16 protein-coding genes and 2 pseudogenes are annotated in these 18,312 nt (G+C 68.5%); 6 read left to right on the forward strand and 12 right to left on the reverse strand.

What is annotated here, in order from left to right; translation table 11 throughout:
• The first annotated feature begins 488 nt into the window (after positions 1-488).
• Together ACWDVW_RS19555 and ACWDVW_RS19560 are read left to right on the forward strand one after the other, a co-directional pair.
• Positions 489-2,699, forward strand: a complete 2,211-nt coding sequence (locus ACWDVW_RS19555; protein ID WP_449950756.1) for a DUF6055 domain-containing protein — start codon at positions 489-491, stop codon at positions 2,697-2,699.
• A 255-nt stretch (positions 2,700-2,954) separates the two neighbouring features.
• Positions 2,955-4,241, forward strand: a complete 1,287-nt coding sequence (locus ACWDVW_RS19560; protein ID WP_449950759.1) for an IS256 family transposase — start codon at positions 2,955-2,957, stop codon at positions 4,239-4,241.
• A 193-nt stretch (positions 4,242-4,434) separates the two neighbouring features.
• Here the strand turns inward: ACWDVW_RS19560 and ACWDVW_RS19565 are convergent, their stop codons facing one another.
• The gene (locus ACWDVW_RS19565; RefSeq protein WP_449950762.1) at positions 4,435-5,343 is read right to left on the reverse strand and encodes an alpha/beta fold hydrolase; all 909 of its coding nucleotides are present in this window, start codon (positions 5,341-5,343) and stop codon (positions 4,435-4,437) included.
• Positions 5,344-5,456: 113 nt separating this feature from the next.
• On the opposite strand from ACWDVW_RS19565, the gene ACWDVW_RS19570 reads away from it, so the two are divergent.
• Positions 5,457-5,957, forward strand: a complete 501-nt coding sequence (locus ACWDVW_RS19570; protein WP_449950765.1) for a nitroreductase/quinone reductase family protein — start codon at positions 5,457-5,459, stop codon at positions 5,955-5,957.
• A 24-nt stretch (positions 5,958-5,981) separates the two neighbouring features.
• Here the strand turns inward: ACWDVW_RS19570 and ACWDVW_RS19575 are convergent, their stop codons facing one another.
• Positions 5,982-6,290: a DUF7677 family protein gene (locus ACWDVW_RS19575; RefSeq protein ID WP_449950768.1), complete on the reverse strand. Its 309-nt coding sequence runs from the start codon at positions 6,288-6,290 to the stop codon at positions 5,982-5,984.
• Between the two features lie 151 nt (positions 6,291-6,441).
• Positions 6,442-6,747 carry a winged helix-turn-helix transcriptional regulator gene (locus ACWDVW_RS19580; RefSeq protein ID WP_449950771.1) on the reverse strand — a complete coding sequence of 102 codons (306 nt, stop codon included), beginning with the start codon at positions 6,745-6,747 and terminating at the stop codon, positions 6,442-6,444.
• Between the two features lie 175 nt (positions 6,748-6,922).
• Here ACWDVW_RS19580 and ACWDVW_RS19585 point away from each other — a divergent pair, with 175 nt between their 5' ends.
• Positions 6,923-7,720, forward strand: coding sequence for an SDR family NAD(P)-dependent oxidoreductase (locus ACWDVW_RS19585; RefSeq protein ID WP_449950774.1), 798 nt, complete (start codon positions 6,923-6,925; stop codon positions 7,718-7,720).
• Between the two features lie 178 nt (positions 7,721-7,898).
• Here the strand turns inward: ACWDVW_RS19585 and ACWDVW_RS19590 are convergent, their stop codons facing one another.
• Both ACWDVW_RS19590 and ACWDVW_RS19595 read right to left on the reverse strand, forming a co-directional pair.
• Positions 7,899-8,339: a VOC family protein gene (locus ACWDVW_RS19590; RefSeq protein WP_449950777.1), complete on the reverse strand. Its 441-nt coding sequence runs from the start codon at positions 8,337-8,339 to the stop codon at positions 7,899-7,901.
• 110 nt (positions 8,340-8,449) lie between these two features.
• Positions 8,450-8,875, reverse strand: coding sequence for a tetratricopeptide repeat protein (locus ACWDVW_RS19595; RefSeq protein ID WP_449950779.1), 426 nt, complete (start codon positions 8,873-8,875; stop codon positions 8,450-8,452).
• A 75-nt stretch (positions 8,876-8,950) separates the two neighbouring features.
• On the opposite strand from ACWDVW_RS19595, the pseudogene ACWDVW_RS19600 reads away from it, so the two are divergent.
• Both ACWDVW_RS19600 and ACWDVW_RS19605 read left to right on the forward strand, forming a co-directional pair.
• A pseudogene (locus ACWDVW_RS19600) lies at positions 8,951-9,037 on the forward strand (IS5/IS1182 family transposase); the annotation flags it as partial.
• 89 nt (positions 9,038-9,126) lie between these two features.
• On the forward strand, positions 9,127-9,639 hold the full coding sequence (locus ACWDVW_RS19605; protein WP_449950782.1) for a SigE family RNA polymerase sigma factor: 513 nt from the start codon (positions 9,127-9,129) through the stop codon (positions 9,637-9,639).
• 472 nt (positions 9,640-10,111) lie between these two features.
• On the opposite strand, the pseudogene ACWDVW_RS19610 reads toward ACWDVW_RS19605, so the two are convergent.
• The 7 genes and pseudogenes from ACWDVW_RS19610 to ACWDVW_RS19640 all read right to left on the reverse strand — a co-directional run.
• A pseudogene (locus tag ACWDVW_RS19610) lies at positions 10,112-10,327 on the reverse strand (hypothetical protein); the annotation flags it as partial.
• Between the two features lie 678 nt (positions 10,328-11,005).
• Positions 11,006-14,308: an FG-GAP-like repeat-containing protein gene (locus ACWDVW_RS19615; protein ID WP_449950784.1), complete on the reverse strand. Its 3,303-nt coding sequence runs from the start codon at positions 14,306-14,308 to the stop codon at positions 11,006-11,008.
• A 110-nt stretch (positions 14,309-14,418) separates the two neighbouring features.
• Positions 14,419-14,901, reverse strand: coding sequence for a hypothetical protein (locus ACWDVW_RS19620; RefSeq protein WP_449950787.1), 483 nt, complete (start codon positions 14,899-14,901; stop codon positions 14,419-14,421).
• 155 nt (positions 14,902-15,056) lie between these two features.
• Positions 15,057-15,707: a response regulator gene (locus ACWDVW_RS19625; RefSeq protein WP_449950790.1), complete on the reverse strand. Its 651-nt coding sequence runs from the start codon at positions 15,705-15,707 to the stop codon at positions 15,057-15,059.
• The gene (locus ACWDVW_RS19630) at positions 15,700-16,836 is read right to left on the reverse strand and encodes a sensor histidine kinase (protein WP_449950793.1); all 1,137 of its coding nucleotides are present in this window, start codon (positions 16,834-16,836) and stop codon (positions 15,700-15,702) included. Before ACWDVW_RS19630 ends, ACWDVW_RS19625 begins: the two co-directional genes overlap by 8 nt.
• Positions 16,837-16,839: 3 nt before the next feature.
• The gene (locus ACWDVW_RS19635; protein WP_449950796.1) at positions 16,840-17,379 is read right to left on the reverse strand and encodes a hypothetical protein; all 540 of its coding nucleotides are present in this window, start codon (positions 17,377-17,379) and stop codon (positions 16,840-16,842) included.
• A complete protein-coding gene (locus ACWDVW_RS19640; protein ID WP_449950799.1) occupies positions 17,376-18,260 on the reverse strand; it encodes an ATP-binding cassette domain-containing protein in 885 nt (294 codons plus the stop codon). The genes ACWDVW_RS19635 and ACWDVW_RS19640 overlap by 4 nt, the downstream gene beginning before the upstream one ends.
• Positions 18,261-18,312: the final 52 nt, after the last annotated feature.

Genomic DNA, 18,312 nt, shown 5'->3' on the forward strand with positions numbered 1-18,312 from the left:
CCGCGGCCGCCACCTGCACGAGAGCGTTACCGTCGGCGACCCCGGTCACGCCCGCGTACATCCCGACAAGCCGAGTCCTGAGGCCGGTCCGCAAGCGTCGTTGAACCCTCGAAGCCCGGGGCGAGAGCCGGTGCGCCCAGGGAGCTCTGGCGGTGATCGACGGTGTCGCGATCCTCACCCAGGTGTCGTCGTCAACGGTGTCGCGGGTCGGTCAACGCCCCCGGCCGCCCGCCGGAAACCCGGGCGCGGGTCCCGGCCGCGATAGGTGGGGCGCGGTACCCGCCCGACGTGGTGGCCCGGACACTTCTCGATGTCATCTCTCCGAAATGTTGCCGAAATGGTTTTCGTGGTGCAGGGTAACTCCATAGACAGTCGACTATGCAGCTCGACGGCCTATCGCGATTGCCTACGCCAAGCGTGATCCGAAGGTCACCGAAACCGTCGAAACGCCTTGGATCACCGACTCTCCGACAGGTGGTATCACCACAATGCTGCTTCCCCGTGCGCAAACACGGCGATCCTGGCTGATTGCCCTTCTCGCAATCACGCTGCTCGTCGGCGCATCCCTCACGCCGCAACTCGCGACTCCGGCCGCCGCGGCCGCAAAGACCGTCTACATCCCTGCCCGGTGGACCCAGACCGGCGAGGTGCCGTGGGCTGCCAACCGCACCCGAGAGTCGACCAACTTCATCCTGCTCTGGGGTGAGAAGTCGGGTACCAACCCACCGTCGGCGCCCTCGCCCTACAACTTCGACCCGGCGAGCATCATCACCCAGTTGGAGAACCTCTACAGCTTCTACGTGAACACCATGCAGTTCACGCCGGAGACGGGGCTCCTCGCCCAACACAAGATCATCGTGATCATCACGAACACCTGGAACCGCACCGAGTTGAACGCCTGGGCCACCGGCGGCTCGGTGGACGGCCGGGTCGGGGTGATCAACGTTGCACCAGGCGCCGCCCTGCCCCGCTCGTGGGGACTGGCCCACGAGCTCGCCCACGTCTTCCAGAACTACACGTTCCTCGGACGGTCCGGGTACGGTTTCACCGCCGCCTGGGCCGGCACCTTCTGGGAGGCCAGCGCCGAGTTCATGGCCATGCAGGCGCTGCCGACCACGGCAGCGGGCGATCTCACCCGCTGGCTTCGCTCGGAGAACCTCTACTACAGCTCCAGCCGGCATCACTACGGCGCCTGGATGCTCTTGCAGTACATCAAGGACCGCGACGGTCTGGCCATGTTCAACCGGATCTGGAACGAGGCCCGCAACACCGAACACCCGCTCGAGACGTACCGCCGGATCGCCGGCATCACCCATACCGAGCTGAACCGCCGCCTCGGCGAGTACGCCACCCGCACGGTCACCTACGACTTCGGCAATCGGTCCACCCTGATGCCGTTCATCAACAACGTGTACGGGCGCGGCTTCCTCACCGCCTACAACGGCGGCAACGTCGAGGCCGTCGACCAGGGGCAGAGCCACTACCGGATGAACCCCCGGCAGGCTCCGTCCGACTACGGCTTCAACAAGATCAAGCTGGTGCCGTCGACCGACGGCGGGATGGTCCGGCTCCGTCTCAAGGGGCACGCCGAGACCGGTGCCACCGGCTGGACGTTCGGCCTGGTCGCGGTGCGCAACGGTACACCGCGCTACTCCCCGCTGCAGACCGGCACCGACGGGCAGATCGACTTCCCGCTCCAGTCCGGCGAGAACGAGGTGTGGCTGGTCGTCACCGCCACGCCGAACGCGGTGCCGCGCTACGCCTTTCTCGACGGCTACACCAAGTCGCGCCGCTTCCCGTACGAGTTCCGGGTCTCCGGGGCGACCCCGTCCGGCTTCGAACCAGGCCACGTGAAGCCGGCCGCGACCAACGGCGGCCGCTGGCACTCCAACGGTGGCGGCTGGGTGGCCGGCAACGCCAGTGTCGCGTCCACCGCGTACGTCGGGCCGAAGGCGGCCGTGATGGCCGGCACCGTCACTGGCAACGCCCGCATCGAAGGCCTTGGTTGGGTCAACGGCGGCACCGTCGGCGGCAACGCGGTCGTCAAGGACAACGCCCTCATCCAGGGCGGTGCCAACCTGTCCGGCAACGTCGTTGTCGGCGGCGACGCGGAGGTGGCGTTCGCCTGCTCGTCCGGCACCTACCTGCTGTTCAACCCGGATCGCCGATGTGACGGCGCCGGCGGTGAGCCTGACATCAACCCGTCGTTCAGCGCCTTCCCCAGCGCCGACCTGCCGATCAACGGCACCACCCCACCCCCGCCGACCGGTGACAACAAGGCCCGCACGGCGGCCGTATCGGCTTCGTACACCTCCCCGTGGGAATCAGTGAACGCCATCAACGACGGCATGGAGCCGACCTCGTCCAACGACACCACCAATCCCCGCTGGGGCACCTGGCCCGAGACCGGCCAACAGTGGGCGGAGCTGACGTGGCCGAGCACGCTCACGCTGAATCGGGCGCAGATCTACCTGTTCGACGACAACGGCGGCGTACGGCTGCCCACCTCCTGGAAACTCCAGTACTGGACCGGCAGCGCCTACGCCGACGTGCCCGCCACCAGCGGATACCCGACCAATGCCAACACTTACAACACCGTCACCTTCTCCCCGGTCAGCACGACCCGACTCCGTATCGTGATGCAGGCCAACGGGACCGCCTCGGTCGGCCTCCTCGAAGTGAAGGCCTTCACCCCGTAACTCCCCGAAGTGCGCGGCGTCGTCGCGGCCGCTCACGCTCGCGCCGCACGGCCGCTCCCGGCGACCGTCGCCGTGCCTGCCGACCGACCGCGACGGCCTCCGACACGTCCCCCTGGTGATCGGTCGCGGAGGTCAACGACGGCATCGACCCCATCGTCTCCAACGACACCACGATCCGGCGCTGGGGGCCTGTGGATCTAAGGGTGTTTCCGGCCTGACCTGCCGGGCGTTGTGCCTGGTGAGGAGGGTGCCGTGATGACCGCGACACTGAACGAGCAGTCCGGGCGCAAGAAGCGGCCTGAGCCGTCGGCGGAGGCGAAGGCCGCTGCTGAGTTGGTCCGGGCCGCGAAGGAACAGGGCCTGTCGTTGACGGGTCCGGACGGGCTGCTCAGGCAGTTGACGAAGACGGTCTTGGAGACCGCGTTGAACGAGGAGATGACCGATCACCTCGGCTATGCCAAACACGAGTCCGACGGTGTGGTGTCGGGCAACATCCGCAATGGGACGCGGCCGAAGACGGTGCTGACCGAGGCGTCGGGGCCGGTGCAGATCGACGTGCCGAGGGACCGGGCGGGCACCTTCGAGCCCCGGATCGTCCGCAAGCGGCAGCGCCGGTTGTCGGGGGTCGACGAGGTCGTGTTGTCGCTGTATGCCAAGGGTCTGACGACGGGGGAGATCTCGGCGCACTTCGCCGAGATCTACGGGGCTTCGGTGTCGAAGGAGACGATCTCGAGGATCACGGACAAGGTGATCGAGGAGATGACCGACTGGTCCCACCGCCCGCTGGATGCCGTCTACGCGGCGGTGTTCATCGACGCGATCGTGGTCAAGGTCCGTGACGGGCAGGTCGCGAACCGGCCGTTCTACGCCGCGATCGGGGTCACCCTCGACGGGGAGAAGGACATCCTCGGGTTGTGGGCCGGCACCGGTGGTGAGGGTGCGAAGTTCTGGATGAGCGTGCTCACCGACCTACGTAACCGGGGCGTCAAGGACGTGTTCTTCCTCGTCTGCGACGGCCTGAAAGGCCTGCCGGAGGTGGTGACGAACGTGTGGCCGCAGACCGTGGTGCAGACCTGCATCATCCACCTGATCCGTAACACGTTCCGGCTCACCTCCCGCAAGTACTGGGACGCGCTCAAGCACGACATCAAACCGATCTACACCGCCGTCAACGCCACTGCCGCGAGGGCCGCGTTCGACGGCCTGGCGGAGAAGTGGGGCGGGCGGTATCCGGCGGTGATCCGGCTGTGGGACAACGCGTGGGCGGAGTTCATCCCGTTCCTCGACTACGACCTGGAGATCCGCACAGTCATCTGCTCCACCAACGCCATCGAGTCGTTGAACGCCCGCTACCGACGAGCCGTGAAAGCCCGCGGCCACTTCCCCAACGAGCAGGCCGCGTTGAAATGCTTGTACCTGGTGACCCGGTCCCTGGACCCGACCGGCACAGGCAGGACCCGATGGACGATCCGCTGGAAACCCGCCCTGAACGCCTTCGCCATCACCTTCAGCGACCGCTTCCCGACCGCTGAAACCTACTAACCAAGATCGCCGGAAACACCGTTGGCGAGACAGGCCCGGCGCTGGGGCACCTGGCCGAACACCGGCGACACACTCCCACGCCGTCGGGTGCCGCGCACACTGCGGGAGATCCGGATGGTGTCGACCGGTCGCGGTCGTCGTTCGCGTCATGGCCTTCGAGGTCCAGCAGGGGTTCCGCTGTCGGTAGCTTGTGTCACCTGCGGACGCGGTTTGCCGGTGTGGTGGTCCGGGATTCGGCTGCTGTCTTGATGAGCCTCGCCGCTTCGTCGGGGTGAGAAACCATCGAGACATGACTGGCAGGGACCTCGATGCTGGTCGCGCCCATCCGGCTGGCGAACATGCGCTGTGCCTCCGGGGGGATCGCCTCGTCCTGCGTGCCGATCAGGTACCAGGATGGTAGGGACTTCCAGGCCGGCACCCCCATCGCTTCGGAGAAGATGGAAGCGGCGACGGGCTGCTGCACTGCGTGCATCACCGTGGCCTTGATGGGGTCCACGTCAGCGGCGAAGTGCCCGACGAAATCGTCCTGCGACAGCCACACAAAGCCCTGCTTGTCGGTGACCAGGTGCGCCAGCGCCGGTGGTGTCGGTCCCTGCGACTGCAGGGCGGCGAGAGACTCGCCTTCGTCGAGACCGAACGCCGATATGTACGCCAGGCCGACCACGTTCGGCGCGTCGGTGCCCAGGGCGGTCATGATGGTGCCGCCGTACGAGTGTCCGGCCACGATCGTCGGGCCGTCCTGCATGTGCAGAACCTGGCGTAGCCGGCCGACGTCATCGGCCACCGACGTCAGTGGAAACTGCGGGGCCGTCACCTGGTAGCCGTCGGCCTGAAGACGCTCGATGACGCCGCTCCAACTGGAGCCGTCGGCCCACGCCCCATGGACGAGCACGATCTTTGGTCGGCCATTCATGTAGGTTCCTTCCCGATTATGCGCAGCGTCCTGTCTGCCGTAGTCGACATACCCGAGAACGCCGGGCACCTCGTCGACTGCGGGCATGTCGGAGGTGCAGGAAGCTGTCGTATACCAGAACGCCGCGAACCTAAACATGCGCCGCAGGCTCGCCGGTACGCGCGACCGATGACGATCGATCAGCGGCATGAGCGGACGTTGACTTGATCGGGTGGGCAGGCTGGCTGTCGGCAGAGCGTTCGGCGCTACCGGCCTGCCGCTGGCTGCCGTTGGTGCGTGACAGCGGCTCATACGATGGGCGAGTGACCGAGTCGGACCTGGGCCCTGCGAAGAAGCCGTGGTTGCCACCCCGTTGGTTCATTCGGCTGTTCTGGTCGGTCCATCGGGGCGTGTTCCGGGGTTCCGGCGGCCGGGTCGGACTGTCGCGTCCGCGCGGCAAGCGGTATGGAATGCTGCGCCTGACCACCGTCGGGCGTCGCACCGGCCAGCAGCGCAGTGTGATCCTCGGGTACTTCGAGGACGACGGGAATCTGGTCTCGCTGGCCATGAACGGGTGGGGGAAGCCTGAGCCGGCCTGTTGGCTCAATCTGCAGGCGCACCCGGACGCGATCGTTGACCTGGTCGACGGGCCGCGGCCGGTGCGTGGTCGTGCGGCGACGGGCGACGAACGGTCGCGGCTGTGGGCACGCTGGCGTGAGATCGACCAGAACCTGGATGGCTACGCTGCGCGGCGGTCATCCGAAACTGCGGTGGTGGTCCTGGTGCCCCGGCCCGGCTCGTCTGAGGCGTCGCGGGGCACCTGATCGACTGGCTCTCGCTGGATGGGCTCAGTAGAGCTGGACCTCCCACGAGGCAAGGTCTACTTCTCCGGGGGGAAGCTGGCCAGTGCAGTACTGGTAGAGCCACGTCGCGGCGCGACGCTCGGCGTACCTTTCGTTGATTGGAATTCCGTGCTCGTCGAGTTCGAGGACGTTAGCGAAGATGGCGAAACAGGTCTCCATCTGGGACGGTGAATCCTTCAACTCGTCCCAGTAGTTGATTCCCTCCAACATGGGATAGCCGACCGAGCCACGCGCGACCCATCCGGCGAAGCGACGGATCGCTCCCGATGCACCCTCACTCAGACGGGAAGACATGCGCGGAACCTACCGGTCACGCCAGGCCGCGATCTACGTGGTGTCACGGCCCTGCGTCCTCAACTTGGCAGTTCCGGTCGACGCGCGACAGGCAGCACCCTGACGCTACGTGACGCGTGAGTTGCGGCAGATGGGTGCATCGCGTGGTGTCTCAGGTGGGTCGCTGACGTACCGCAGCGATCTCGGCGTGGTGGTCGACCGCCCAGTCGGCCAGCGCGGAGAGCGGTTCTAGAAGGCTGACGCCGAGCGGTGTCAGCCGGTACTCGACGCTCGGCGGCAACGTCGGAAACACTTCACGCTCAACCAGGCCGTCGCTCTCCAGCGTGCGTAACGTCCGGGTGAGCATCCGCGGGCTGATGCCCTCCACGGCCCGATGCAACTCGTTGAACCGGTACGGATGCCGGCCGAGCAGGGTGATCAGCAACAGCGTCCACTTGTCGCTTACCCGCCCCAGCACGTCGGTGACCGGACAGCGCTCGAATTCGCCGACCGGACGGGCATCGGCAGCCGATGGTCCCGCAGGGAGGCACTCACACCGATGTTACTTGTGGACATGAAAATGCCTTCTTTCGCCTCCGCCGACCGGATGCCCAGAATGAGCACGTCAATGAGCAACGATACTGGGGGACGACATGGGCGTCGTGGTAGTCGGTGGCGGCACGAACGGGATGGGACGTGAGTTGGCCCTGGGGCGGGCCGAACGCGGCGACCGCGTCCTGGTGCTCGGCCGCAGCCGTGAACGCGGCGAGGCGCTGGCCGGGGGGTCGATCGCCTTCCTTCCCGTCGACCTGTCCAGCGTGGCCGAAACGCGGCAGGTCATCGAGCACATCCTTAGCGAGTACGAGGTCGTGGACGCGCTGGCGCTGTTCGCCAATGCTGTGGCGCTGCGTCGCATCGTGACAGTCGAGGGCCTGGAGCGCACGTTCGCGCTCTACTACCTCAGTCGATATCTGCTCAGCTTCGGCCTGCGTCCGGCCCTGGACCGGGCTACCACGCCGGTGATCGTGAACGTCGCTGGTGTCGGGGTCACCAAAGACGAGGTGCACTGGGCCGACCCGCAGCTGGCGTCGGGCTACTCGGCCGTCGCCGCACAGCTGCAGGCCGGTCGAGCCAACGACCTGCTCGGCGTGGGCTTCGGCCAGCGGTCCGGCAGCCGCGCCCGATACGTGCTCTACCATCCTGGATTCACCAAGAGCGGCGACCGTAGCCCGCTCCCGCTGGTGGTCCGCGGACTGCTGACGGTGGCGACGGCGGTGGCGGCCCGACCCGTCGCAGACGCGGTAACGCCGATTCACCGGTTCCTGGACGCGCCGCCAGCCGCGCCGGTGACCGCCGTCGACCGAACGAAGCGACTTTCGCCCAGTTTCCCGACCCTCGACCCCCACGACGCCGAGCGGTTGATGGACCTCACGGAGAAGCTTCTGAATTGAGGCGCACTCTCTGCCCCACACAGCGCCTGCCGGCAGGAAGACCTTCCGGCGTCACGCAGCCGCTCTCCGCAACTGTGCGAGCTCACTCAATTCCGCAGTTCAGGATGCCGGCGCCCCGGAGTACCGAACATCGAGCGTGACGGCTCATCGTCCGCCTGCGCGCACGACCAGCGGCAGATCAGGATGTGTGATCTTGGCGGCTTGGCTGGCAAGCGCGGTGACGTGAGGTCGTGCCGAGGAGGTCCCACCGGTTGCCGGCTATGTCGAGGAAGACCGCGACCCGACCGTAGGGTTCGGTCCGCGGTTCCCGGACGAAGGTGACACCGGCCTCGGTCATCCGCCGGTACGCGGCGTCAAAGTCGTCGGCACGGAGGAAGAACCCGACCCGGCCGGCTAGTTGGTTACCGACAGCGGCACGCTGGTGTTCTCCGTCGGCGCGAGCGAGCAGAATCCCGGTCTGGGCACCCGGGTGCCGGACGACGACCCACCGCTTGAGGCGTCCGCCATTCGTCAGCGATGGAGAGTCCTCGACGAGGTCGAAGCCGAGTACGTCGGTGAAGAACGCGATCGCCGGGTCGTACTCGTCGACAATCAGGGCAACCAAGTCGATCTGCACCACGGCAGCGTACGCGCGGTCGTGTCATGCTCGCCGCTCGCGCGCCAGCGGAGGAAGACGCGCAGGGCGGGCTTGCTTCGTCGGACTGTTGATCATCCGTCGGTGGTGGGTCGTTACTTCTGGTGCTTGGCGAGCAGGTTCATGGATTTGCGTGTCTGGGTGGTGTCCGGGTGGTCGGGACCGAGGACCTTGGTCTGGGTGGCCAGCACCGCCTGGAGTTCGGTGGCCGCCTCGTCGTACCGACCCTGGTCCGCCAACATCCTGGCCAGGTTGTGACGGGATTGCAGAGTGGCCGGGTGATCGGGGCCGAGAACCTCGGCACGGGTAGCCGATACCCATCGGTATTCGTCGGCTGCCTCGTCGTGACGGCTTTGCGCTGCCAACAGTCCGGCCAGGCCGTGGCGGGTGCCCAGGGTGTCGGGGTGGTCGGGGCCGAGGACCTCGGTCTGAATGGCCAGCACCGCCTGGAATTCGGTGGCCGCCTCGTCGTACCGGCTCTGATCCGCCAACACGCTGGCCAGGTTGTGGCGGGAGTGCACTGGGCGCCTCGCGTTCAGGCCTGCCGGCTGTCCCCCGGCTTGCCCTGTCCCGCCTGCGACCGGTACTCACTCCATGTCCTTACCAGGCTGCGCTGCTGCCCGCACCGCGTGACCGCGATGGTGACGGCCATCCTCGTGCTGCACGACATCGACATCGGCCGCTCTCGAGATGGCGGCCCTTTCAGGGATAGTGGGCGCGGTCCCGGGCGTCTGTGGTGGTGGATGAGGCGTGAACGGACGGAGCTCGACAGTTGGACGACAAGGCGAGAGCCAGGTTCGGCGAGTTCGCGCAGAGCCGGACCGCCGCCCTGATCAGGGCGGCCTACCTGCTCACCGGTGACCAGCATGCCGCCGAGGATCTGGTGCAGTCGGCGTTGGCCAAGACGTACGTCAAATGGCCGACGATCCGGCACGAGGACCCCGAGGGGTACGTGCGCGCGGTGATGTACCGCGAGCGGATCAGCTGGTGGCGACGCCGGGGACGACTACGGGAAACGCTGGTCGGCTCGCCGATCGAACGGGAGCACCCGGACGACAGCGGCCACGCCGACCTACGACTGGCCATGCGGGCAGCCCTGCTGCGCCTTCCCGTGACGCAACGCGCGGTGCTGGTCCTGCGGTACTACGAGGACCTGCCCGAACAACAGGTGGCCGAGGTGCTCGGCTGCTCGATCGGGACCGTCCGCAGCCGAACCCACCGGGCGATCAGCCGGCTGCGTGAGGTACTACCCGGTGCCGAACTCGTGCTGGAGCTGAAGCGATGAACACCCCGATCGACGACCTCATCCGATCCACCCTCACCGACCTTGCCAAGGAGGCAGTTCCGATGAATCTGGCAGATTCCGCCGTCGCTCGGGCACGCAGACGTCGCACCCTCACCGTCTCCGTGGGAGTAGCGGGCGTCGTCGCCGCCCTCATGATCGGCACGCCGCTGGCGATGGCGGCGGTAAACCGGGACGCCACGCCGCCGTCCGCTCCCGCCGACCAGCCGCCAGCAGACTTCCCCAGCCCTTCCCCGATCAACCCTGGCCCCTCCGCACCGCAGGACCTCCCCGGTATTCCCCCGATCAGTCCTGACCCGTCCTCACCGGTGGCCAGTCCCGTCCCGATCAGTCCCGTCCCGTTCCCGCCGGTGGATCCGAAGGGCCCAGGCACGGGTTCCTGACTCCAGAACCGTCAGCACACGGTCTCACCCTGAACAGGAGTCGACCACCGCCAGGCTTGCCGGACGAATCGTCAACCGTCCGGCAAGCCCGGCCTCGGCGACAGGGCCCGAGATCCGCGTCGACGTGCCGTCCGACACACGTGCCGCACCCCGGTAGCAGGCCCTCTGCTGATGTAACGCTTGAGGCTGCGCTTGATCTCGCGTTTGGTGCGGCCCTCGCTGGTGCGACGGGCGACGTAGTCGCGGGTGCCTGGGTCGTGTCCCATGCGGACCAGCGCGACGGTGTCGAGCGCTCGGTAGATGACGCACTGGGCTCGGTGGTGAGGTAGGTGCCCGGCGTCTGGCCGGTCACCCGCTGGAAGACCGCGATGAACGCGAAGGAGTACGGGGACTTCGTCTACGGCGCTAGCATTCTGCGTAGCCCCCTATCTCGGCGCCTCCGTCGCCAGCGGCCTAGTCTTGATGCTGTTCCACCACGCGAGCTTGATTGCCGACCCACCACGGCTGGCCTCCGTTGCGGGACGTGGGCCGATACCTCTACATCGGATCTCACCGTTGCGTATTGGTCTCATGTTCTGGCCGTTCGGGGCGGGTGGCCCGGCCTTCACCGGCCTACGACGACCGGTCACCTGCGGGACGCGGGCGGATATTTCCGCACCCTGACCTGAGACGTACCTTTACCGGTCGCGGCCATGCCGGATCCATGAATCGACGCACCACAACTGGAGGCGTTGCGAGGCAGGATCTACGTAGCGCGGGTCGTCCTCTGGAGCAGCGGCACGCGCGTGAGCCAGATGACCCATCGGAGGACGACCCGCCGACGGCGGGCACATCGTCTTGGCTGCCGTCGGTACCCATGACGACCCTCGCCCCCGCCGAGCGTCCCGGCGTGGAGTTAGCACAGTTCGTGGCGCGACCGCCACCCGTCGGACGGGGGCGGGTGACGGTCGCGCTCGCCAGGAGAATCAGCAGGGCAGCCGGTTGGCCACCTCCAGCAGACACGGATCGAAGGTGATGTCGACGTCCGGGGCGGTCGGCGCGCCGGGCATCGGCGTCTGCGACGCCGGCTCGTTCACCACGTACCCGTGGAAGGTCCACGCCTTGATCCGGCCGTCCGGGCTCTCCACCAGGTAGTCGGCCCGACGGTCGCCGTTCAGGTCGGCGAACCTGACCTGCGAGCCGCTCGCTCCGACCCCGGAGGCGACCAGTCCGTCGAAACGCCAGGTGAAGCGGTTGTTGCCGTACGCGTTGAGCCAGGCCCAGGCGCGTCCGGCGGCGTCGACCAGCAGGTAGTCGGCCCGGAAGTCACCGTTGAGGTCCGTCAGGTGGATCTCGTCGCGCACCGGGTGCGGGCCCGGCGCGATCGACCCGGCGTAGTCCCAGCCCCACCCGGATGCGGTACGCCGGTTGAGCCAGGCCCTCACTCCGCCGTCGTCGCCGAGGACGAGGTAGTCGTCCTTGCGATCACCGTCCATGTCGGCGAACCGCACCTGTTCCTTCGGTGCCTGGACACCCGGGGCGATGACACCGACGTAGTTCCAACCGAAGCCGCCGTCCGGGGTGTACCTGTTGAGCCATGCCCGGGTCGCGCCGTTGTCGTCGAGGACGAGGTAGTCGTCCTTGCCGTCGCCGTCCACGTCGGCGAACCGGAGCCGGTCCCGGCCCGGAGTGGTGCCGGTGGTGATCGCTCCGGCGTAGTCCCAGCCGTAACCGCCGCCCTGGCCTACCCGGTTGACCCAGGCGGCGACGCTGCCGTCCGCGCGGATCGCCACCCAGTCCGCTCGGCCGTCGCCGGTCAGGTCGACCATGCCGCTGCGGGTCGTGGGATCCGGGTTGCGGCCGATCACGCCCTGCCAGTCCCACACGTCCGGGCGGCCGTACCTGTCGTTGAGCGCGGCGGCGGCCCGGCCGGCGGAGTCGACCAACAGGTAGTCGTCCTTGCCGTCGCCGTTGATATCGGCGAACCTGACCTGGTCACGGTTCGCGCCGGCGGCGGTCAGGGTGCGGCCGTGGTTCTGCCACACGATGCTCGGGGGACGGGTTCCCGGTGCCTGAACGGTCAGGGCGGGAAGCGTGTTCAACCAGACGTTGACGTGCCCCTCGTCGTGCACGACCAGGTAATCGTCGCGGGCGTCGCCGTTGACGTCGGCGAACCGGACCCGGTCCCGGGTCGCGTTCACGCCGCTGGCCACCAGCCCCATCGAGGACCACCCGTACGCGCCGCCGGTCGAGTACGCGTTGGCGTACGCGGTGACCCGGCCCTGATCGTCGACGACCAGGTAGTCGTCCTTGCCGTCGCCGGTCATGTCGGCGAACCGCACCTGGTCGCGGGTGGCGCCGACGCCGGTGGCGATCACCCCGGCGTACGACCAGCCGAACCCGCCCGCCGGGGTGAACTGGTTGATCCACGCCGACACCCGGCCGGTGCCGTCCACCACGAGGTAGTCGTCGAGTGCGTCCCCGTCGACGTCGGCGAACCTGACGTTCTCCGGAACCGCCCCCACCCCGGTCGCGACCGTCCCGCGATACTTCCAACCGTACCCGCCACCGAGGGTGTGCGCGTTGGTCCACGCCTTGACCCTGGCCTGATCGTCGAGCACCAGGTAGTCGTCCAGGCCGTCCCCGTCGACGTCCGCGAACTGCACCCGGTTGCGGGGCGCGCCGACGCCCGGGGCGACGATGCCCTCCCAGCGCCACCCGGTACCGGACGCAGTGCTGCCGTCCGAGATCGAGTCGGGGGCCTTGCCGACCTCGCCAGCGCACGCGTCGGCTCGCCCACCGACCGGGTCGACGATGGTGCCGGCGGCGCGGGCGGCCCGGACGGCGCCGAGGAACGCATCGGCCATCTTGCGGTAGCCGTCGGCGTTCGGGTGGACCGAGTCGGTCAGGTCGTCCCGCGTCACGGCGCTCATGTCGACCACTCGGACCCGCTTGCCGGCGGCTGCGTGCTTGGCGACGATGCCGGGGATAGCCCGGTTGTACGCCTGCACCTGGTTGTTGGTGCCCGCGTTGTACGCCGGCACGAGCTGCGCCACCAGCAGCGTGGTCTCCGGGGCCAGCCTGACGATCTTGCCGATCAGGGCGTCCAGCCGAGCCGGAGCGCCGGCCACCTCGAAGTTGCGCGACATGTCGTTGGTGCCGATGTGCAGCAGCACCACGTTCGGCCGGTAGCGCGGGATCGCACACTCCACCAGCCGGTCGATCTGGTCGATCCGCCAGCCCGGATGGCCCTCGTGGTTCTTGTCCGGCAGGGTCCCCGAACTCTGCGAGCCGACGAGGTCCAGCACCGCGTCGTCCTTCAGCCCGTCGAAGAGTCGTGCGCGATATCCCGTGCCGTCCGGGTTGTCGACACCGACGCCGTAGGTGATCGAGTCACCGAGTGGCATCACCCGCAACGCGGCCAGCCCGCGCGGGATCGCCGGGACGGGCGGGGCGGACCTGATGAACTTGTCGTACAGCCCTTTGTAGACGGAGCCGAGGTACGTCTTGCACAACGGGCAGACCCGGCCGACACCACTCGCCATCCGGTCGATGACGACCACGATCTGTCGGAAGAACTCCCCCTCATTGTTCACCACCTGGCCGAGAAGCCTCCACTCCCACAGGCCGGCAACTCCAGCGGCGACGAGCACGGCAAGGACGTCAGCGCCCCAGGCGTTCAGGTCGTTGATCAGGCCGGTCCTCGCGTTCTCCGCCGTTCGACTGATGAAGTTGGACAGTGCCTCGCCGAAGGTGGCACAGGTGGCCACCACGACCGGGTCAGGAACGGGGTGCCCCCGGTTGGCGCGGTAGTCGAGGCAGGCCGCCTCCAGGAAGACCCGCAGGACAGTACCGACGATCGACATTCCGGCCGACGCCCACTCTCCTCCGTTCGCGTCCGGTGGCGTGGTGTCCTTGATCTCGATCGTGGTCGTGTCCGTGCCCTGATGGAGCTCGATCTCCACCTTCTTCGGCAGTTTGCCATCCGGGTTCGCGTTGTACTTCTTCCTCAGGCCGCACAAGATGAGCTCATCGGCGGTCTTGTCGGCGATACTGCCGACATCGCATGTCAGGTCCCGCTTGACCAGCTCGTCCGGGTCGAGCGGCATGTCGTCGGCATCGAGGTCGTAGTAGCGGGCGGGGTAGGCGCTCGCGAGCGCCCGCTCGACAAAGCGTTCCTGCTCGGCCGGGTAGCGGACGTCGAATCGCCAGGTGAAGTCAGCGGCGGCACGCGCCGGAACCACGACGGCGACCGGGGCCAGCACCACGGCGAGAAGCGCACTCAACACGCTGCGGACAAATAGGGGGATTTTGGTTTCATCGGACTTCCTGTCTGTGGAAAGGGGCGCGACTGGGCCGCGGACGTCGGTGGCGCCCGTCAAGCGACTCGGGTATGGGGCTAGTCGACCGGGGCAGCGGTGGCCGGACTGGCCAGAGCGACGACCGCGACCGCGGTGCTGTCCTGCACCAGCAGGACGCGGGTGGTGTGCTGTTCGGTGCCGGCGTCGGCCTCGGTGGCCCAGACCTTCAGCGCGGTCTGCGACGCGTCGGGCAGCGAGATCTGCTTGTCCCTGGTGTTCACGACGACGGTGCCCTTCGGGCCGTCCAACGCCGCGCACATCGCGGTGCTGTTCGCCTCGACGTACCACGCGTCGGTGCCGCACGGCAGGCCGAGACCGCCGAACCAGCCGTCGGTCTGGCCGCGCTCGGCCGGTTCGCTCAGCTCGTCACTGATCAGATAGACGTCGACGGTCGAGGCGCCTTCCGGCAGCTGGGCGGGCCCGACCGGCCAGCCGATCCAGGCTACGAACGCGGCGACGAGCAAGGCGATCGAGACCGGCGCCCAGATCACGAGGGGGTTGACGCGGGTTCTGGTGGTCATGACACAGTCCTCTTCCGGCGAGACGCGGGGTGGGTTTCTCCTGGTCAGAGGCCGTTTTCATCGACCTCGTTCATGGGAATGACACTACGGACGCCCCGCCGGGCAGCCATCCGACCACGGTGCTCATCCTGTGTGGTACCGCGGTACCACACGACTCAGACGAGCCCGTTCGTGTGCGCCCAGATCACCGCGTGCACCCGGTCGCGGGCCCCGAGTTTGGCCAGCACCCGGCCGACATGGGTCTTCACCGTCGACTCGGACAGGAACAACTCCCCGGCGATCTCAGGGTTGGACAGTCCACGGCCGATCGCGACCAGCACCTCGCGCTCCCGGGCGGTCAGTTCCTCCAGCAGGCTCGTGCCCGCCGGGTCGGGGGCCCGCCCGCCCTGGTAGTGGTCGAGCAGGGCGCGGGTGATCCGGGGCGATACCACCGCCGCGCCGGCTGCGATGGTGCGGACCGCGTCGATCAGGTCGGCCGAGGGCGCGTCCTTGAGCAGGAAGCCGCTGGCCCCGGCGCGCAGGCCGGTGAACGCGTACTCGTCCAGGTCGAAAGTGGTCAGGATGAGGACCCGGGTGCCGGGACAGTTGGCGACGATGTCCCGCGTCGCCTCGATCCCGTCCATGATCGGCATCCGGACGTCCATCAGCACCACGTCGGGGCGGCGTTCCCGGGCCAGCAGAGCACCGGCCCGGCCGTCGCCGGCCTCACCGACGACACGCAGGCCGGGTGCCGCGCCGAGGACCATGGCCATGCCCTCGCGCAGCAGTTCCTGGTCGTCCACGAGCAGCAGGGTTATCTCAGACATCGGCGCCTTCTGCGGGATGGGGCAGGTTGACTCGGACGGTCCACCCGACCACCTGCCGGCCGGCTTCGACGGTGCCGCCGTACATGGCGACTCGTTCACGCATCGCGTTCAGACCCTGCTCGCTGCCGACCGACGGGGCCGGCGTGGTGCCCCGGCCGTCGTCGGCGACCATGATCCGGATCGGGTCGTCGCCGTAGTCCAGGTCGACCAGGACGTCGGTGGGCCTGTCGGCGTAGCGCAGCGCGTTGGTCAGCGACTCCTGCACGACCCGGAACACCACCCGCTGCAGACCCGGTGAGGACGGATCCGGCCCGTGGCGGCGCAGGGTCACCGGCAGGCCGGCGATAAGGAACGTCTCGATCAGGCTCTCCAGGTCACCAGGAGTGTCCGGGGTGTCGTCGCGCAGCACGCCGAGCAGCCGGCGCATGTCGGTCATCGCCTCCCGTCCCAGGGCGGCGACCCGCTGCACGGCCTTGCGGGAACGCTCCGGGTCGGTGTCGGCGACCGCGGTCGCGCCGTCGGCCAGGCGGACCATGATGGTCAGGTTGTGGGCGACGATGTCGTGCATGTCGTGGGCGATCCGCACGCGCTCGCGGGCGGCGGCCAGCTTGCCCTCCTGTTCCTTCTCACGGACCAGCCGGGCGGCCCGGTCCTCCAGCGACCGCACGTGCCGGCGGCGGGTGGCGACGGTCGCGCCGACCAGCACCGGAATGATCACCGCGAGCCCGTAGAGGCCGATGAAGGGGCCGAGCCCGGGGCGGCCCTCATGCTGGAAGGTGACCACCCCGAGCACGGCCACCGAGAGCACCGCGCCGATCGTCGCGGCCTGCAACGAGCGGTGTACCACCAGCGCATACATCACCACGGCGAACGCGATCAGCTGAGTGTCGCCGGACAGGACGTCGCCGGTCACGGTCACCGCCAGCACCGCCCACGGCCACGACCGCCGCCAGATCAGCGCCAGCGAGATCACCGTGTTGACGGCCACCGCCCACCAGCTGGCCCAGGTCATGTCGCCGGTCAGCATGTCGACGTCGAGGCCGGCCGTGAGGCTGACCACGACGACGATGACGGTGGCCAGGTGGGGATGGTGGGCCCAGAAGACCCGGATCCCGGTGTCGGGCTCCACGGGTCAGAGGTTCCAGAGAGCCGTCGCCGGGTCGGCCCCGAACATCATGCTCACCACCATCAGCACCAATCTGACCAGCAGGACGGCGCTGAGGGCGAGGCTGACAGCGGACGCCGTGTGCTTGACGGCGAACGTGACGGCGAGCGCGAACAGCGCGACGAGCACGCAGTATCCGATATCGACGGCCGACCGGCCCACGACTGTGCCGTAGTGCACATCGGCCGGCGTCACGACAGCGTACGCCAGCATCAGGCACACGGCCCCGAGCACCGCCGCGACCACGGTCACCACCACCGCCTTCGCGGTCACCACGGCGATCCGGCGGGGCGTGGCCAGGAAGGTCGTCCGGATGGTGCCGCTGGCGTACTCCGCACCGGGCACGACAGCCGCCAGCACGATGATCACCGTCTGAAGGACCGCAGCGGCCAGGAGCCCGGACAGCGCCGCGGCCGCAGGGGTGAGGACCAGCGCGGTTCCCGCGCAGATCCAGAACGATGTCAGGGTGCGGAGTTTCAGCCACTCGGCGGCGACGAGGCGGATCATCGGCCGCGGGCCAGAGCCAGATAGACGTCATCGAGCGAGGCCTGCACCGAAGTGCTCTCGATCAGCAGGATCCCGGCGCGGGCGGCCAGCCCGGCGATGTCGGCCGAGGTCAAGCCGGTGATCTCCAGGCGGCCGTCCGGGCGCAGGGCGACGGCCGCGCCGTGCCCGCGCAGCAGCTTCTCCAGGTCGTCCGGGCGGTCCGGGCGGGCCCGCACCGCCGGGACCGTGTTTCGTGAGATCACCTCGGCCGTCGGAGCGTCGGCGAGCACCCGGCCCCGCCCGAGAATGATCAGCCGGTCGATGTCGCGGGCCAGTTCCCCGGTCAGGCGGCCGGTGACCAGGACGGCCCGGCCCTCGCGGGCGAGCGTGCGGAGCAGGGCGCGCAGCCAGGCGACACCGTCCGGGTCCAGTCCGGCCGCCGGATCGTCGAGCAGCAGGGCCGGCGCGTCGCCCAGCAGCGCGCCGGCCAGGCCGAGCCGCTGCCGCAGGCCGGGGGAATAGACGCCGGCCCGCAGCCGCGCGACGCCGGCCAGCCCGGTCATCTCCAGGACCTCGTCGGTGCGGCGGTCCGGGATCCCGTGGGTCCGGGCAAGGATCCGCAGGTGGTCGCGGCCGGTGCGGCCGGGATGAGTCGGCGGCGGGGCGAGCAGGACGCCGACTTCCCGCAGCGGGTACGCCAGATCACGGTAGGGCCGGCCGTCGAACAGGCACCGTCCGGACGTGGCCCGGTCCAGCCCGACCATCAGGCGCAGCGTCGTGGACTTGCCGGCGCCGGCCGGGCCGAGGATTCCGTGCAGGACACCGGGTTCCAGGCGGAACGACACGTTCCGCACTGCCGAGACGCCGCCGTACCTCCTGGTCAGGTCGTGAACTTCGATCACCGGGCCGACGTTACGGACGGTCGGGCGGCCCGCCATCCGACCACGGTGCTCA

It is taken from the genome of Micromonospora sp. NPDC003241 (assembly GCF_053589795.1).

Excerpts from the sequence above, each read along its gene's own strand:
- ACWDVW_RS19635 (WP_449950796.1), bottom strand. The coding sequence starts at position 17,379 with ATGATCCGCCTCGTCGCCGCCGAGTGGCTGAAACTCCGCACCCTGACA.
- ACWDVW_RS19625 (WP_449950790.1), bottom strand. The coding sequence starts at position 15,707 with ATGTCTGAGATAACCCTGCTGCTCGTGGACGACCAGGAACTGCTGCGC.
- ACWDVW_RS19620 (WP_449950787.1), bottom strand. The coding sequence starts at position 14,901 with ATGACCACCAGAACCCGCGTCAACCCCCTCGTGATCTGGGCGCCGGTC.
- ACWDVW_RS19555 (WP_449950756.1), top strand. The coding sequence starts at position 489 with ATGCTGCTTCCCCGTGCGCAAACACGGCGATCCTGGCTGATTGCCCTT.
- ACWDVW_RS19585 (WP_449950774.1), top strand. The coding sequence starts at position 6,923 with ATGGGCGTCGTGGTAGTCGGTGGCGGCACGAACGGGATGGGACGTGAG.
- ACWDVW_RS19565 (WP_449950762.1), bottom strand. The coding sequence starts at position 5,343 with ATGCCGCTGATCGATCGTCATCGGTCGCGCGTACCGGCGAGCCTGCGG.
- ACWDVW_RS19575 (WP_449950768.1), bottom strand. The coding sequence starts at position 6,290 with ATGTCTTCCCGTCTGAGTGAGGGTGCATCGGGAGCGATCCGTCGCTTC.
- ACWDVW_RS19560 (WP_449950759.1), top strand. The coding sequence starts at position 2,955 with ATGACCGCGACACTGAACGAGCAGTCCGGGCGCAAGAAGCGGCCTGAG.